Raw genomic sequence first — 17,270 nt, 5'->3', positions numbered from 1 at the left:
CCGCCTTTGCGCAGCCTATGGAGATGGTTTTAAAGGCGCACCCTTACGGTGTCAGATGTCTGGCGAAGGCGTACTCCCGCTGGATGCTGGAACACGCAATGGACAAGTCACCCAAGCCCTCGCGATCTCTGTGCAAGAAGTCCCCTGTAGTAGAGGTTCATGCCATGTTTGAACCCAGCCGTCTCGCTCAGCAATGTCTTCAAGACGCCTATGCTTGTCTCATCCCAACCGTGCGCCGCCGCCTGAACGCAACTTCCCCTACGAGCCAACCAGAGCAGCCTCTACAGAAAGGAATGCCCAATGAAGCCGACCCAAGTGGCCTTGTACGCCCGTGTCTCCTCCGAACAACAGAATGAAGCGCGAACGATTGAAAGCCAGGTGGCTGATCTGCGAACCCGTATCGCGGCAACTGGAGTGGCTCTGCCTGCAGAACTGGAGTTTGTGGACAATGGTTACAGTGGGGCGACCCTTATTCGCCCAGCGCTGGAACGTTTGCGTGATGTCGCAGCTGCTGGGGACATTGATCAGGTCTATATGCATTGCCCTGATCGGCTCGCACGCAACTACGCGCACCAGGTCCTCTTGCTAGAAGAATTCGGGCGCTCAGGAGTCGAGGTGATTTTCCTCAATCGTGAAGTGGGACAGACACTGGAAGATCAGCTCCTCCTCCAAGTTCAGGGGATGATCGCCGAGTATGAGCGAGAGAAGATTTTAGAGCGGAGTCGGCGAGGCAAGCGACATGGGGCGCAAGTCGGGAAGATCAGTGTACTTGGAGGAGCCCCTTACGGATATCGCTATGTCACCAAACAAGAGGGGGATGGCGAGGCTCACTTTGAGATCGTATGGGAAGAGGCCCGCGTAGTGCACCAGGTCTTCGAGTGGGTCGGGCGAGATCGCTGCTCCATTGGAGAGGTTCGCCGCCGTCTGGAAGCAGACAAGGAGAGGACCCGAACCGGCAAAACAACTTGGGACCGTGCAACCATTGGCGGTATGCTCCACAATCCGGCCTACAAGGGCGAGGCGGCCTTTGGCAAAACGGTGATTGAGCCACTGCGACCTCGCCTGAGAGCGCAACGGGGAAGTAGTTTGCAACCCAAGCACGCTTACTCCCATCGCGATCTTCCCTCCGATCAGTGGATGAGCATTCCTGTACCTGCTCTGGTCGATGCTGCGCTGTTTGATGCGGTAGCCGAACAATTGCAAGAAAACCGCGAGCGGGCTCGTGTTCCTCAGCGAGGTGCCAAGTATCTGTTGCAGGGCTTGATTGTCTGTGCCTGTTGTGGGTATGCTTACTACGGCAAAGGGATTAGTCCGAGCGGACGCAAATATCATGAGCGTTCCTACACCTATTACCGCTGCATCGGCGCTGATGCCTATCGCTTTGGTGGAGTGCGGCTTTGCTGGAACAAGCAACTGCGCACCGATCTGGCTGATGAAGCCGTTTGGGAGGAAGTCTGTCGACTCCTGGAACATCCAGAGCGGCTCGAACAGGAATATCGGCGACGCCTCGTCCAGCAAGAAAAAACACCAAATGAGTTGAGTCATCTTGAAGCATGTATGGGGCGACTGCGCCAAGGGATCGCCAGGTTGATTGACAGCTATGCCGACGGACTGATCGACAAAGGGGAGTTTGAACCCAGGATTGCACGTATGCGAGAACGTTTAAAGCAAATCGAAGAGCAAGCCCAACAGATCAAAGATGAAGCCAGCCTGGAGCACGAACTGACGCTCATCCTGGGTCGTCTGGACGAGTTTGCTGCACGGATGAAAACTGGGCTGCGTGATGCTGATTGGCAGACGCGTCGGGAGATCATTCGGGCACTCGTCAAGCGCGTTGAGATCGATCAGGAACAGGTAAGGATGATATTCCGGGTGAACCCTCCTCCTCAAGCACCACAGCTTCCCTCAGAAAAAGATTCTCAAAGTTTGCAACATTGTAGGGGGCGTGATGATCGAACCTTGCGGTGCTCCGCTGAGCGTGCGTTTCCAGGTCCAATCTTCCAAATATCCAGCTTTGAGCAATCCGCGTATGAGTTGGAGAAACCGACCATCGTGGATATGTTCTGCGAGCGTTTCAAGCACAATATCATGCGACAAACTGTCGAAGCATGCGGAAATATCGCCTTCCAGGAACCACGTCGTTCCTGCCCAGGTTTCATAGATTTCCTGTAACGCGGTATGACATCCTCGTTGTGGACGAAAACCGTGAGAGTGATCGCTAAACTGGACATCAAAGTAGCTGTCCAGGATCAGCCTGATGACCTCCTGGAGCAGTTTATCGCTCCAGGTGGGCAGTCCGAGGGCGCGTTTCTTCGTCGAGTGTTTCTTCTCGATGTAGACTCGCCGGACAGGAGTCCATCGATAGCGTTCCATTCGCAGCACTGCGATGATGGCATCGATTTTTGTCAGACTCATGCCGTCAACGGTTTCTTCCGTTAAGCCTTTGGTTGTCGCACCATCGTTGCGGTAGAGTTTTCCGTAGGCGATGAGGTACAACTCACGGTTAAAGGGTTGACGATAGACGCGCTCTAACGGCAATCCCTTTTGACCACGTTCCCGAACGAGTTCCAAGTAAACCCTGGCATCTTGCATTTCGCATATCTCGTTTCTCGTGGGACTCAGTATTTCCTGTCTTCCTTCGCCCTATGGTTGGCTTTCCCAACCTTCCCGGCAGGTCGTGACTCCTGCGACTAGTATGAAGACTCTGTGACCGTGAACCTCGCGGTTTTTAGGTCATCCCATGTTCCGTTCGCACACTACGTGTAGTCAGGTTAGGTGTCCCGTTCGATACCTTTATTGAGTTCACTACTCAACGCTCTAGAATGGGAGAGTGCTTATGACATCCATCACATCGCAAGCGCATTCTGAAACCATTGCTGGTTGGTCGCCGATTGGACCGCTGGTATCTGGGATGGGAAGCAGTCTAGCCTTCACCATACTGACAGGTCTTGCGGAACGTCGAGTGTTTCCACTTCCCTCCGCTTTCAGGACATGCTATGGTCCCCGTTGCCTTTCGGCTCAAGGTCAGTCCCGTGACCTCCGGCATTTCTCTCCAATGCCGACCCGTTGCGGGAATAGCGTGTTACGTGACATGGCGCACGTGAGTATCTGCCCAATGTATTGTCAACTCAAGGACAATTGTTGCGTTTATCGCCAGAAATTCTGGAGAAAAGTGGGCGCCGGCCCAAAATCTTCTCGGAAGAAAGCCCGCTGAAAGACCTCACATGAAGGTTCAGTGATGAAAGCTCATCAAGAGAAAAATGTACGTTAACAATACCCGCGGTTGTCGCCTGGGGAGAATGACTCAGGAAGAGGTCCTCAGCCAAGAAGCATTACGCCATCCTATCTCCTCCTGCTTTCTCTCTACCGAACAGGAAATCAGCGCAGCCCTTGAGCAGGCCTAACGTGCGGGAGCGCTCAGCGAGACCATCGACACGACCGATGTGGCGACAACGCTCGTCGCCATCGTGCAAGGAGGATAGGTCTTGGCACGAGCGTTACAAGATCCACAGCAGATGGACAAGGCTCTACGCGGTGCCCTGGCTCTGCTCGAGAGCATCGAAGGGAGATAACATCATGCCGACAGAACCATCCTTCACCATTTGTTTTCTTGGAGAGGCTGTTTTCCGTTGTAAATAAGCGCTGCAACGGATAGTCATAAAAGCCGCCCCTGAAAGGGCCCGAGGCAGATGCTCATTGCTCCTGGCCTCTCCGGGGAAAGCACGTATTGCATACACACACTTTTTCATCGCTTGTTCCAACCGATGTGACAGAAGAGGGATCATCTCCATTGCATGATATTTCTTGAGATTCAAAGCGGGAAAACATCTTTGCCACCAGGGATGGGGATACGTGAAAGGGAGACAGGCAGCATAATGTTCAATCCACAAAGCAGCGTCTCAAGCATGCTCACATCGCGTGAAACGCTCCTCAGCACGCTTGAGACGCTTCCTGATGCGTTGTTTGTCGTCGATGACGCCACAACGATTGTGTATGCCAATGCGAGCGCGCAGACCATGCTCGGCGCATCACGAGAGCAATTCCTGGGGAACCCCTTCTGGCGCAGTGCTCCACAACTCGTGAGCCCCTCACTCTATCAGGCAGTGCTCAAGACCAGGCAGACCCAAGAGCCGACCGAAGTGGAGTATTGGTCTCCCATAACCCTGACCAGGCTGCACGTGCAGCTCGCTCCGACCATTGGGGGACTCACCTTGCAGTTCCACGAAGTGAGAGCACTAGCCCGACGCCAGGAGATGGTTCCCCTCAGCGAACAGCTCTACGCTGATATCCTGGAGACTATCTCTGACCGGCTCGTGATCTTGACCCCTGATGGGATGGTCCTGGCCATCAGTCAGCGCCCCTTAGAGGACGCACACCTCCGGCGAGAGGAAGTGGTCGGTAAACCGTTCACCGACACTCCCTGGTGGTCGTATGCTCCACCTGTCCAGCAGCAATTACGCGCAGCGATTGAACAAGCCAGTCGGAGAGAAATCGTGCACTTTGAGACCAGGATACGCCCACAAGAGGGGTGGTATCTGGATCTTGCGGTGACGATGACCCCACATCTGAATGCTGACAGACAGGTCGAGTACCTCATCTATGCAGGGCTGGATATCACCGCGCGCAAACGAGCCGAAGAAGGACTCCGTGTCCTGATCGATACCATTCCCCAATTCGTCTGGATGATGCGCCCCGATGGCTCTGCTGAATACCATAACCGGTGCTGGTATGACTATACCAGCATGACCCCCGAACAAGACGGGTGGATCCAGTGTCTGCATCCCGATGATCGACAACGCGCCCTGGGCGCATGGCAGACCTCTATCCAAACAGGTGCTCCCTATGAAGTGGAACAGCGCCTGCGCAATGGGATCACCGGAGACTATCGCTGGTTCCTTGCCAGAGGCGTGCCATGCAAAGATGCCTGAGGCCAGATCGTCAAGTGGTTTGGCACCTGTACTGACATTGATGACCGGAAACGGGCTGAGCAGCGGCTCAAAGAATGCCGGGAGAGCCGGCGTGTGTTGGCCGAAACGGTGCCGCAGCTCATCTGGATGACATGGCCAGATGGATCTGTAGAGTACTGGAGTCAACGGTGGTATGACTATACAGGTGCCTCCCCGAGCAAACATTGGGCGATGGATGGTGTCAGTTCTTGCACCCACATGATTATGGGCACACCCTCACGGTCTGGCGTCATGTGCTCGCAACGAGTGAATCCTATGAGATCGAATATCGTTTGAAGGACAGCAATGCAGGGAGCTATCGCTGGTTCTTAGCCCGCGGCATGCCGGTGCGCGATGAAACAGGCCAGATCCTCAAGTGGTTTGGCACCTGCACCGACATTGACTATCAGAAACGCATCGAGGAAGCCTTGCGTCAGAGTCAGGAGCGCGCAAGCACCCTGATGAACTCTAGCATTATCGGGATTCATATCCTTGAAGGTGAGCAGATGGTGGACGCGAACGACACCTTTCTGCGCATGACTGGCTATACACGAGAAGACTTGCGTGAAGGTCGCATGAATGTGAGACATATGACGCCTCCGGACTATTTGGCTCGTACCCAGCAGGCCCATCAGGAACTTGCACGGCATCGGTCGATAATACCCTATGAGAAAGAGTATGTCTGTAAAGATGGCAGTCGCCTTCCGGTGGTCGTGGGCGCCGTCGCCTTACAGCATCACCCATTCCAAGCGATCGGCTTTGTGCTGGATAATTCGGCCCGCAAGGAGTTGGAGCGGAGCAAGGATGACTTTATAAATATGGCCAGCCATGAACTGAGGAACCCGCTCGCCGCCTTAAAGATGCAGACCCAACTGGTGCGAAAACGACTGGAAAGGCAATCCCATCACGAGGCTGTCACAGCGCTTTCCAGGGCAGAGGGGCCCATCAAGCAACTGGAACGCCTGATCGGAGAGTTACTGGATGTCTCCAAAATCCAGGCGGGCAGGCTGGAGTATCGGCAGGAGACGGTCGATCTTGATGCGTTGCTTCATGAGGTGGCCGACACCATGCAGCAGCTCAGTACGACGCATACCATTGTGGTGCGCGGTGCGGCCCCGCGCTTACTCGTCGGAGACAAAGACCGGCTCGGACAGGTCTTTACCAACCTGATCAGCAATGCCATCAAGTATTCTCCCGGCGCCGAGACGGTCGAGATGGACCTCGACGCCTCCCCAGAGACGGTTACCATCAGTGTGCATGATCATGGACTGGGCATCCCACGAGAACAGCGCGACAAAATCTTTGAGCGCTTCTATCGGGCCACTGGTCCCAAGCAGAGAGCGATCCCCGGCCTAGGCATGGGGCTCTACATTGTGGCGGAAATCGTCAAGCGCCATGGGGGAACCATCACCGTGGACAGTGAAGTCGGAAAAGGCTCGACCTTTACGGTGACCCTTCCCAAGAAGAGGGATGCCTGACCAGGGAACGAACTCCACGCACGTCAGTTGAGATGATGATAGTGGCAGAAGCTGGTGCAGCACGGATGCTCACCGCCATCACCGACCGGCTTCCTGTGGACTCCCTCGCTCGTCACGAGCCGCAGGATTCAGGTGGTTTGTCTGCGTGATGCGCAGACAAACCGTCTCGCTCGTTTGCATCCTCGCCTTCCCTGGCCCTTCTGGTACCGCGTGCCTCAAACGCTCATGCGGCAAGACCTCAACATCTGCCAAAGGACTCTCGAAAGGACTCTCGCCAACCATCGACAACTGGAGGACGAGCCTGGAGGAGATCACTCAGCCGCCTAACTCTCAGCTTTTGGAGCAGGAACGGGCAGAGCAATATCACTGAGGCTCTTAATATCGGCAGGGTTCTCAGGGATCATCGGTCCTGCCTTGTATGCCTCTGCAAGCAAGAATACTGTATACTACTCGTGAGAGGGGATTCACACACACATCCTCTGACCACGCTCACACTCACGCTGGGAGATACTCATGACCGTGGACCACACCCTACACATGCAGCTGCCCGATGGCCGCTGCATCGACTTGACCCCAGAGCAGACCTTGGACGCGCGTTGCCTGGCTCTCTCCCTCTCTGCCCGATCTGCCAGAGGCGCTCGCGACCTGGCTCACGTACCAGCAATTTCCTCCATCCCTCGACCTTCCGCCGCTCGAACCGTATTGCGTCGTCGAGCACTCCCCCCTCGACGGACGCTATCACATTGTGGGCTTTGGCCTCGATCTCCCCTCTGAGTCATGAACACGACGCCTTCAGACCAACCATACCTGTGTTTGCCACATGTGCTATGACAATGGCAGGAGCGTATGTTGGTCGGGAAACCACACAGCGTGATGCGATCTCACGATTTCAAAACCGTCTCGTATCAGGGAATAGACTATCCCTCTCCGTTGTTCTTGATAACGTATGGCATTAGAAAGAATTGGATCGCTCCTGTGAGAGTTGGTTTCACGAGCATCAATTGTCGAGAGATGTCAGCACAGGAGCAGAATTAAGATGAGAATTTACGTTGGGGGCCTCCCCTACCAGTCAACCGAGCAGGATCTGATCCAGCTTTTTGAGCAGATCGGCCAGGTTACCTCCGCCACAGTCATCACCGATCGTGAGACTGGGCGCAGCAAGGGCTTCGGCTTTGTTGAAATGAGCAGCGATGACGAGACCCGCGCGGCTATTGAGCAGCTGAACGGCTCAACCCTGGGCGACCGCACCATTACGGTCAACGAGGCGCGCGAGCGTCGCGCTCCCGGTGGGGGTGGCTACCAGAGCCGCGGTCGCAGCTCAAATGGTGGTGGTTATCGCGACCGCTACTAGTCTCTTCTAGCGAGAAAAGAAGCGAAGAGCATTCTCCCCCGTCGCGGGGAGGATGCTCTTCACTTCTTTTTGGCGGAAAAGGATCCTTCGCAAGTGAATGGGTTCACCCTGCTTCTCATAACCATTCACACTTCCTCCCTCTTTCCCGTACGCATTTTCTACACACGAAATGAGAAAAGCGTTTACCTGGCGCAACACACATTTCCCGATGGCCTGATGCTGGCCATATTTGCTGCCAGCATCAGGCTATGATACCCCCTCACAGCCATACAACGGAGAGACGCAAATCAAAGCATCCGTTGGATAACACACACATTACTGACTGCAGAGCTCCACACAAAACCAACTACTACACCTCACTTTGCCTCTCTAGAGGAAACAGCTCGACATGCAGCGTTCCCGATCTCATCCCCTGGGGCAACCAGAGCGATGATAACTCCACCTGGGCAACAAGCTGAATCATCAAAAGAGCGTATGAGCCCCAATCATATGAGTCGGTGTCCCCTCTGCCCTCGAAAGACCCAGTACACCGCCATCCGCTCCAGGCCTCGGGGAAAATCAATCCGAGAAAAAAAGAGCGAGTCATTGCGACTCGCTCTTTCGACTAAACCATGGATAATGGATAGAACCCCAAATACGTGTGGGGAATGAGCAAGAGTATAAAACACTTCAAAGCGCTTGTATACCACACTAGTACCAATCAAGCTTTTTCATCTCCAGCAGCATCCTCCCACCAACGTCCAGAGAACCAGTCCAATTCTCGCGCCAGCACATCACCACGTCCCTGATCCACTCCTCCACCCTTTTCAGATCTCCAGCACAGTCGAGAACCTCGCTTGCCTCTGCATACCCATTCACCCCACATGGCACACCCACGCGTCCCGGTGGTTCTCCCTTTCCAGGAAAACGCGGAGCCTTGCGCCTCCCCTGCCAGAGAGTTCCCTCAAATTCGTTGCGATATCGTACGCATTTACATACCAGACAGCGCAAGGGACACCATCCTCGGGGCAGCGGGGGGAACGCTCTTCTTGGCGACCTTTTCGGCTGCTGCTCCTGTGCTAGCAAACGCCACAAATACTCTTAAAGGTCTAATTACTTTCTGCACCCTTAAGCGTTTATAGAGATGTATTTGACTTTGAAAACAGGAAGGTTGCTGCGAGGGCACCATGCGCAGCAACCTTCCTGTTTTACTTTTTGGACATGCATTCATTGCTATATATGACAGTTTCTACAGGCTTTATTTGCTATTTTAAAGTTTAGGTACAATATGCGATAGAAGTAGTAAGTTTGTGCTTATTTACTCACGCTGCTCTGGAATATGTCTTGAACCAGGAGAGCCATACCCATGCTATGACTCTGGAGTCCAGGGTAACGGATTCCATTGTGAGAAGCCATCTTCACGAAAGGTGCTTCTGTCACTCCTGGGCGGTCTCTCTCCTCGTATAAAGCAGAGCCTCTTGCTGGTGAAGCTGTTCTTCCAGATGCTGCACGGTTTCCTCTTCACGCTGCAACACCTGCTCCTGGCGTTGGACCTCCTTCGGCTGCTGCTGGAAAGCCGCCAGTTGGCGCTGGACCTGTGTCTCCTGGCATTTGAGCACCTGCTCCTGGTACTCAAGGGCCACCTGCCTATACACTTGCTTCACCTGGCGAGATATTCCTGTGCGCCTTCGCATCGTTTTGCTCCTTTCTCAAGGCAGATCTGAGTTCTCCTCGATGCTTCTAGTACGTCTCACCGCGGAGAGATGATACTCTGCCGCAGTGTTTTGAACGTAAGAATGAACGTAGTTTTCCGTACGGCTAATACTCGGGCCCCAAAAGCAATGCGTAAACAGGCAGAGTCAAAACGAAGGTTACTATATTTTTGCACTTTTTAGCTGAGCCGTTTTAGACTGCAAACAGCTCAAACAACGTCTCAGGGCAAGCGCCGGAAAGGAACTGGTCATGGAGCCACGCAAGCAAACCGCGACGATGAGCCTTCCCCGATTTGGTAGAGTCCCTAAAGCTGAGATATACTCTCACAAATCGGGAAAGGGATAAGCATGGCAAAGGTCCAAAAAGTTTACACGCGAGAATTCAAAGAGCAGGCAGTGCACCTGGCCCAGACCAGTGGGAAGCCAATTGCGCAGGTAGCAAGAGAACTGGGCATCTCAGACACCTCCATTCAGGTTTCTAACATCTGAGTTTTAAACTCAACAAGGGCAAAGCGATTGAAGCAAGCCTTCTCGAAAGCGGAAGATGATTACGATTGGTGTGGAAGTTGAATGAGCTTTCTGGGGCGGATGCCAGGTTTGAGAGAGCGATAGTGCCCCTCCTGGTGTTTTCGGTGGATGGCGAGATCATAGAGCATCGGCAGTGGCGGAGCCTCTCCTGGAGGCACCTGGCTCAGCGCCTCGTAATCCGTTTTGAGCAGTGCAAAAATCATCGTCGCCATTTGCCCGGCGATCCGCCCAATCACGCGTATCTTCCCACGGTAGTCCTTTGTGCGCTCGTCATAGGTCGCCAGACGTGGGAGCAAGCGTTGATAAATGCGCGCCCATTCACACTCAAGGGTCGTTGCACGTGCTGCCATAAGAAAGAGCATCTGCTTCATCGGGCGCACCCCTCTGTTGCTTAGTTTTGTTTTATCAAAGGAGACACCCGTCTGAGACCGCTTAGGAGCCCATCCGAAGTATGATTTGAGTTCACAGGCTTTCTCGAAATTGGCAATATTGCCCACCGTAGCAATGATAGTGCCTGCCTCGATGGATCCGATCGGTGGGATCGAAAGCAAGATTTGTCCTTCTCGCGAGCTGGTCACCACCTCTGAGATCCTTGTCTGCAGAACTCCCAGGTGCTCCTGGACGATCCTCAGCTCCTTCATTAAGAGCCCTTGCTCGATCAGAAGTCCCTGTTGCCTGTCCTTGTCTTGAATCCCAATCGTCTCTCTGGCAAGTTGCTGAAGTTTGAGCAACTGAGCATCAGATGGAAAGCTTCTCGGTCGAAGTGCTTGTAGATCTACCATGCTGGTTGTGGCAATGGCATGGGGCGTTGGGAATTTCTCTCGATACGCGAGAGCTATCTCGCGGTTCGGGTCGCGGAAAATCTGGGTCAGTTCAGGGAAACGTTGATCACAAATGGAGGTCAGCTTGTTTCTTAACTGCGTGGATTGATGGGAGAGTTCATAGCGATGTTGGATGAGTCCCTTGAGTTGCGAGGCTGCTTTTGTTGGAGGATGAGCGCGACGCACAAGTTGCATTTTGTCCTCGACCTGGGCACCGAGTTCTAGTTGGGTGTAAAGCCTATTCGCCAGGCTGAGGGCATCCCGCTTATCGGTTTTGAGCATGCCTTTGGGGCGTTCTTGTACATGAATCCTGTGATTTGACAATCGCTTTGTCCTCGCCAGTGACACATATACTGTCCACCAGCTGGCTCTAATCCTTGCTTGACGTCCCTCACAAAATCAGGCCAATCTTCGTTTTGACGCATATCTGTGCGTGTAGCGCTTTCTTTGACCCATAAGGTGTCCTGTGGTCCATTTCTCGAACACATGGCTCATTTTCACAGAAAATGACGGACTACTGGTCGTGGATATGGGTCAAAACGGACAGGATATGGGTCAAATTTTGGTTTCTGTTACCAGCAGCTAGTGTAAATCTTGGAATATTCTGTGGGAGAAAATTCGATAATTCCGTGGGTGGCCGACTCACTTTTTGAGGCAACAGTCACTCGCAGAATTGGACGGATTCCGCCCATAGAATTCCAAGATGTTCACCAGAGATGCGCAAGGCGTCAAATGAAAGCTTTCGCGAAGAGGCGCAACGAGTCCAGGTTCAGGGCATCGGGGAATAAGAGGAGCACCTCCTGGACACCGGCGGCCTCCAATGCGGCCAGACCCTCGCGAAAGGTCGCGGGGCTGCCGAGAAGCGTGGTAATGCCCACCTGTCTGAGGAACCCCAAAAAGACCTCCGGGATTTTCGCCATGGCCTGTTCATGGGTTTCTCCAATGGAACAGAAGGCCGATGCGATGCGATGGATGCTTTCGTAATCGCGCCCGACGTCTTCGCAGTGCTGCTTGAGGATGGCAAGCTTGTACTGAATCGTCGCTACATCGCCCCCGATATGGCAGGCATCGCCATATTGCGCGACCAGTTTGAGCGTGACTTGCTCTCCGCCCCCAGCGATCAGCAGAGGAATATGGTTTTTTTGCACGCCTTTGGGCTGATTGATCGCGCCACGTACCTGGTAATATTCGCCTTCAAAGACTGCCTCTTCCTCGCTCCACATGCTGAGCATGACCTGGGCAGCTTCGCGTAGATGACGCAGACGAGCAGGAGCAGAGGCCCCGTCATAGCCATAGGCGCGATCCTGGCGCTCGTTCCACCCACCGGCACCGATGCCCAAAGTGAGCCGCCCATGCGAGAGCACATCGACCGTGCTCGCCATCTTCGCCAGCAGCGCCGGGTTCCGATACGTCGGGCATGTGATCAGCGTACCAATGCGCACGCGCTTCGTATCTCGTGCCAGTGCCGAGATGGTCGCCCAGCACTCGAACGTCTTCTCCTGCACTGGCTGCGGAAAGGTATGGAACTGATCGCTCAGCCAAACAGTGGCGAAACCGAGCTCATCGGCGGTCTGAGCCACACGCGTCATGGCCTCGTAGGCCTCAACCGGGTCTTTGATGCTTGCCAGTTCCATCATCCCGCCTTGTGGCAGGGACACACCAAATTGCAGAGACATGAATACCTACCTCATTTCTGGGAACTATGGAAAAAAGAAGCGTGTTCTTTCTTTCAGGACTTGAGTCATCTTCACGCCACCAGGTGCAGATGCCATCTTGACGCGGATGCTCCTCTTGAGTATAGTATGTCTCTGATACCAGGACCAGTGTTTCGTGATCATAGGTCTGAGACCACCAGGTTAAGAGGAAAGCTGAAATGCACAAGAGCGAACGGAACCTTGCCCTCGCCGATTTTTTACGCAAGCGGCGTGCGAGCCTTTCTCCGACCGAGGTGGGATTGCCACCCGGGAGCCGTCGTCGCACGCCGGGGCTGCGTCGCGAGGAAGTCGCACAACTAGCCAATATTGGCACCTCCTGGTATGTCTGGTTGGAGCAGGGACGCGATGTGCATCCCTCACGGCAGGTGATGGAAAGCCTGGCTCAAGCACTCAGGCTCACAGCGAATGAACGGCGACATCTGTTTTTGCTCGCGGGGCAACCGCTGCCAGCGCCTGTCCTCCCGTCGGAGGAGTGTGTCAGTCCAACACTGCAGCAGATGTTGGATGATCTCAACCCGACCCCCGCCTGTGTCATCGGACGGCGGTGGGACTACCTGGCGTGGAACAAGGCTGCCGATGGCGTCTTTGCCATTTCGGAAGAATCCCCTCCCTATGCACGCAATGTCGTCTGGCACTTCTTTACGAATCCGACGATGCGGGAGTACTTCCCTCACTGGGAACACATGGCACGAGGCCTCTTAGCAGAATTTCGTACCACTAGCACTCGCTATCCTGGTGATGTATGGTTTGAGGAACTGATTGAGGACCTGAAGCAGGCTAGCCCTGAATTTTGTCGCTGGTGGCCCCATCATGATGCGAGTAACTTGGTAGATAGCGGTAAAATCATCGCGCACCCGGCACTGGGACACCTGGAGTTTAGGCATCTCACCTTACACGTTTTCAACGATCCCGACATCAGGGTCACGGTCTATATTCCAGATGCACAGACACGCGCAAAACTGCAACGCTTTCGGACAACAGAGGAAAGCGTCCACAGGGAGGCATGAAGAGCATTCTCAGCCGGAAAGGCTGCAATTCGCGTGTCGGCAAAGTACCCAGTTTGTCAACCACGGAATTCCATGAGAGAGATCTGTCTCCTTCAGTGGGTCATTCTTCTCTCAAAAAACGAAGAGGTCGCCCACATACTTGTCAAATTTTGACCCATGGAATTCCGTGATGTATAGCTAGCTCTGTTCCTCGCAGCGCACGAGTCGGCCTACTTCGCCTTTTTCTGAACAAGAACCCACTGTGTCCCCTGTTCCATCCAGCGGGTGACATTGCGCACGGCCCGCGCCTTTCGTGGGGGGTGCGACGTGATCACGACAAATGAGCCTTTGGGCTTTGCTTTGCTCACCGAACTGCAGGTTGGACATTGCACTTCCTGGCCCGTTGATTCCAGCCACTGAGCTGCCCCAAGCTCAATCGGTCCTGAGAAGGAACACCGCGAGGGTGCTTGCTCACCCTCAGCGGTTCCTACCTGATCTCGGCGAGGCGCTGGCTCACCTGGACGGCTTTTTGGCTTGTGCGTATCTTGCTTCCCTGTTCCGTCTGCCCCTCTTCTGCCTAGTTGTGGTCGTGGCTCTTGTTGAGATGCCGCTCCACTCTGGACAAACGTTGGCAGGCTCGCCAGTTCCGACAGATAGCTGTTTTGCTCTCCGGCGTACTGGAATTCGGCTTCCCCACTTCTCGCTTCAGCGCGCATGCGCTCCCATTTGGCATCTGGCAGAACCGACTTTTCCAGGTGGGCACAGGTGAGTTCCGTGCTTGCTTCCTGCAACGCTCGGTACAAGGCTCGCACCAGCCATTGTTTCAATATCCCGTGTCAAAAATACCATAACCTCGCCGAAACGGGGAGATATGGGTCAGAAGAGAAAAATGGCGAAGATATGTGTCAAATTTTGATCATATTTTCAGAGAAGAACGCCATCACTTTCGGCGATGGCGCTCCGTTTTCATTCTTGCTTCTCAAGCGATTATCCAGTGGGATGGCAATGGCATCACATTGGATGGCACTCGACAGCAAAGCGACCAGATGGGAGCTGCCCGACAGCCTGAACCTTGAGCCCAGCCTGGTGGGCGAGCTCTCGAAACTCGTTGAGCGTGCGGTCCTTGCCTCCAAGTAAGACTATCTCCGGTGTGAGAAGAGAATTCACACTGCCATCTGGCAACACCCCGCCCAGGATCATCAGGCGGCCGCCCGGGCGTGCTGCCTCGGCACAACGGCTCAAGATGAGCTGTGCTTCTCGGTCGGGCCAATCGTTGAGAATAGACTTCAGGAGATAGAGATCCGCCCCGGCCGGCAGCGGGTCGAAGAAGCTTTGCCCAACCGTTCGGACACGTTCACTCACGTCAGCCTCCTGCAAGACCGAGCCTGCGCGGGCCACCGTCCCAGGGAAATCGACCAGGGTGCCCTGGATCTGAGGGTGGGCACGTAAGATCTCCGCAAGCAAGGCTCCCGTTCCACCGCCGACATCCACCACCGTCTTGACCTCCTCCCAGTCTCCCGTGAGGAGCACCTCCGGGTTGGGCGTGCCGTGACCTGCCGACCCCATCAGCGCGTCAAAGCTCGCCGCGACGTCCGGATGCGCTTGCAGGTCCTCCCAGAAAGGCAGGCCGAAAATCTCATGGTAGGCGGGAGCGCCTGTCCGAACTGCGCTGAGAAGGCTGCCCCAGGCATAGGCTATGCGACCGCCGATCCCGCCCAGATCAAGGAAGACGGGATCGAGCAATCCCTGGGCTGCTTCATTCAACGCGAATTGACCGGGTGTTGGCTCGACAAAGACGCCCTTGTACACCAGGTGCCTGAGCACCCTCTGCAGGAAGTCGGCATTGCACTCTGCCTTCTCGGCAAGGGTCTTGATAGCGGTGATGCCAGCGGCGATATGGTCGGCGATCCGCAAGGTTGCCACCACATGGATACACCAGGGGGTGCACAGATCGCTCAGCGCGCTCAGATTGGTGCTTTCCGCTGGTGTCTGGTCATCTGTCTCTGTCATCTCTTGTTCCTCCTTCTCGGTTTCTTGCCTTCTCCCGTACATCGCGACCTGATCTGGATCTCTGTTGAGAGATCGTCTTGATCACCATCGCGAAGCGCGAGAAGCATTGAGCTAGTGGCATGGCACCTATGCTATCGCAGGAAAAGTGACCTGTCTTGTAAAAATTTGTCCCGGGTCAGGGAAGAGGAACATGGTTGTGATGTTCACTTCGCTGCGCCAGGTAGACGCTCGGACTCATCCCAGTAAACGCCTGAAAGTCGTGGATGAAATGTGCCTGGTCGAAATACCCGCAGGAGAGTGCCAGATCTGTCCATTGGACGGGTGGCCTTTTTGGGGTCCGTCGTAGCGCCTCCTGAAAGCGCTGCAGGCGACAGAACACTTTCGGCGTGAGTCCGACCGCTTCCTCGAACAGGGAGATGAAGCGCTTGGGACTCACGCCAAGGTGTGCGGTCACCTCCGAGATGGGGCGTCCCTTTAGTTCGGCCTGGAACGAAGCCAGCGCGAACGTGACGGCAGAAGGTCGTGTCTGTTCCCAGGCTATCCTCCCCAGGAGAAAGCGTTCGAGGATCTGCACCCTGTCAGCGTTCGCCTGGGCTCTTAGTAGGCACTCGCGCAACTCAAGGGCGGCAGGTCCGAAGACGTGAGAAAGGTCCACCGCCTGGTTGGTCAACTCGGCGGCAGGCATCGGCAGAAACGGGCGCGCACCACCTGGCTTGAAGCAGACGCTGATGGTGTTAACCAAGGTGGCCGTATCAATGACAGCCACCTGCGAAAAGGCACCGTGGAGTACGCCGCCATGAAAGCTCTCAAACTGGCCGCCATGTCGTGGAGTGGAGACGGCAAGCGTGTCATGGCCCAGATTGATCACCATCGCCATCCGGCCATTGGGAAGACAGCGTTCCCTGGTGGGAAGCTCTGCCTCCCCTTCCGAAATGCTGAAAGCCTCAACGTACGCCGCAAGCAGAGGTGAGGGGAGAAAACGGGACGAGACAGCCACGAGTTACCTCCAATCGATGGAAACTACTCTCGCCATTCTCGCGGCTATGGCAAGCGCAATGAGAGGAACTCACCACCCGACGATATGCGATCGGAAAGGGATATTGTTCCAGTGTATACCTCATTCTCTGATCAAAAACAAGGTGTTGGCGCATTTGATTGCCATTTTGACTCAATTATCCGCCCAAAAAGAGGTGTTCAACAAAGATTCTGGCCCGATTTTCGCTAATTTTTGTACGCAGCTTCTTACGGCGGGTTTATGGGTCAATTTGGCTTTTGGGCGAAGTTATTAGTAAATGACAGGTGGACCCGAAGAGTGAGCAGGGAGCGCCCGGCACCTGGAGAAACCTGTTCACACCTGGCTTCTTCCCTCGCCATTTTGTAAATAATGGCTCCATTCGGGCAGAAAGAGTGAGAGATGATCCCAAGCCTGAGCCCATTTTGATCGGCATCGGATGAAATGGGGAAAGAAGAGAGGAATGACATCCTTCCTCCAGTTCAATCATCGCGGAAGGAACATTACAGGTTCACTGGCTTGCGCGTCCGAACCAAGGCGCTGAAACAACGTCCATCGACCTCGTTCCGTTCTTCGGTTGAGAGAGTCGCAATGGACGCCGTAGTTCCGCTTGCTGCAATCTCATCGAGTGAAGAGCGTCGTGCCACCTCACTGTCAATAGCAACACATCCGGCTACCCTTAAATCGTAGGCGAAGCCCTCCTTGACGAGGGTACTTCATCAGTACGTGTGA

9 protein-coding genes and 4 pseudogenes are annotated in these 17,270 nt (G+C 54.6%); 6 read left to right on the top strand and 7 right to left on the bottom strand.

Annotation, left to right across the window (positions count from 1 at the left end; translation table 11 throughout):
• Positions 1 to 300: 300 nt before the first annotated feature.
• Positions 301 to 1,443, top strand: a pseudogene (locus JMJ04_RS47745) (recombinase family protein); the annotation flags it as partial.
• Between the two features lie 498 nt (positions 1,444 to 1,941).
• Here JMJ04_RS47745 and JMJ04_RS49350 read toward each other — a convergent pair.
• Positions 1,942 to 2,592 (bottom strand): annotated as a pseudogene (locus tag JMJ04_RS49350) (reverse transcriptase/maturase family protein); the annotation flags it as partial.
• Between the two features lie 1,283 nt (positions 2,593 to 3,875).
• Between JMJ04_RS49350 and JMJ04_RS44150 the strand changes: the two are divergent.
• From JMJ04_RS44150 to JMJ04_RS44140, 3 genes and pseudogenes are all read left to right on the top strand, one after another.
• Positions 3,876 to 6,424, top strand: a pseudogene (locus tag JMJ04_RS44150) (PAS domain-containing sensor histidine kinase).
• A 145-nt stretch (positions 6,425 to 6,569) separates the two neighbouring features.
• Positions 6,570 to 6,794 (top strand): hypothetical protein, encoded by a 225-nt coding sequence (locus tag JMJ04_RS44145; protein ID WP_201376731.1) that lies wholly within the window; start codon positions 6,570 to 6,572, stop codon positions 6,792 to 6,794.
• Positions 6,795 to 7,460: 666 nt separating this feature from the next.
• A complete protein-coding gene (locus tag JMJ04_RS44140) occupies positions 7,461 to 7,775 on the top strand; it encodes an RNA recognition motif domain-containing protein (protein ID WP_007917856.1) in 315 nt (104 codons plus the stop codon).
• A gap of 1,415 nt (positions 7,776 to 9,190) precedes the next feature.
• Here JMJ04_RS44140 and JMJ04_RS44135 read toward each other — a convergent pair.
• Positions 9,191 to 9,448: a hypothetical protein gene (locus JMJ04_RS44135; protein WP_201376730.1), complete on the bottom strand. Its 258-nt coding sequence runs from the start codon at positions 9,446 to 9,448 to the stop codon at positions 9,191 to 9,193.
• Between the two features lie 366 nt (positions 9,449 to 9,814).
• Here JMJ04_RS44135 and JMJ04_RS44130 point away from each other — a divergent pair.
• Positions 9,815 to 9,937, top strand: a pseudogene (locus JMJ04_RS44130) (transposase); the annotation flags it as partial.
• 77 nt (positions 9,938 to 10,014) lie between these two features.
• Here the strand turns inward: JMJ04_RS44130 and JMJ04_RS44125 are convergent.
• The gene (locus JMJ04_RS44125; protein WP_201376728.1) at positions 10,015 to 11,139 is read right to left on the bottom strand and encodes a transposase; all 1,125 of its coding nucleotides are present in this window, start codon (positions 11,137 to 11,139) and stop codon (positions 10,015 to 10,017) included.
• Positions 11,140 to 11,543: 404 nt separating this feature from the next.
• Positions 11,544 to 12,491 carry an LLM class F420-dependent oxidoreductase gene (locus JMJ04_RS44120; RefSeq protein ID WP_201376727.1) on the bottom strand — a complete coding sequence of 316 codons (948 nt, stop codon included), beginning with the start codon at positions 12,489 to 12,491 and terminating at the stop codon, positions 11,544 to 11,546.
• Positions 12,492 to 12,688: 197 nt separating this feature from the next.
• On the opposite strand from JMJ04_RS44120, the gene JMJ04_RS44115 reads away from it, so the two are divergent.
• Positions 12,689 to 13,537: a helix-turn-helix transcriptional regulator gene (locus JMJ04_RS44115; RefSeq protein WP_201376726.1), complete on the top strand. Its 849-nt coding sequence runs from the start codon at positions 12,689 to 12,691 to the stop codon at positions 13,535 to 13,537.
• 209 nt (positions 13,538 to 13,746) lie between these two features.
• Here JMJ04_RS44115 and JMJ04_RS44110 read toward each other — a convergent pair whose 3' ends face one another.
• The 3 genes from JMJ04_RS44110 to JMJ04_RS44100 form a co-directional block, all read right to left on the bottom strand.
• Entirely contained in the window at positions 13,747 to 14,328 is a 582-nt protein-coding gene (locus JMJ04_RS44110) for a hypothetical protein (RefSeq protein WP_201376725.1), read from the bottom strand.
• A gap of 199 nt (positions 14,329 to 14,527) precedes the next feature.
• The gene (locus tag JMJ04_RS44105; protein ID WP_201376724.1) at positions 14,528 to 15,526 is read right to left on the bottom strand and encodes a methyltransferase; all 999 of its coding nucleotides are present in this window, start codon (positions 15,524 to 15,526) and stop codon (positions 14,528 to 14,530) included.
• A 175-nt stretch (positions 15,527 to 15,701) separates the two neighbouring features.
• A complete protein-coding gene (locus JMJ04_RS44100) occupies positions 15,702 to 16,523 on the bottom strand; it encodes a helix-turn-helix domain-containing protein (RefSeq protein ID WP_201376723.1) in 822 nt (273 codons plus the stop codon).
• Positions 16,524 to 17,270 lie beyond the last annotated feature (747 nt).

The organism is Ktedonobacter robiniae, assembly GCF_016587375.1.
In the GTDB taxonomy this organism is placed as follows: domain Bacteria; phylum Chloroflexota; class Ktedonobacteria; order Ktedonobacterales; family Ktedonobacteraceae; genus Ktedonobacter; species Ktedonobacter robiniae.
The sequence above is the reverse complement of the archived record's forward strand: the minus strand, read 5'-3'. Positions and strand labels throughout refer to the sequence as shown.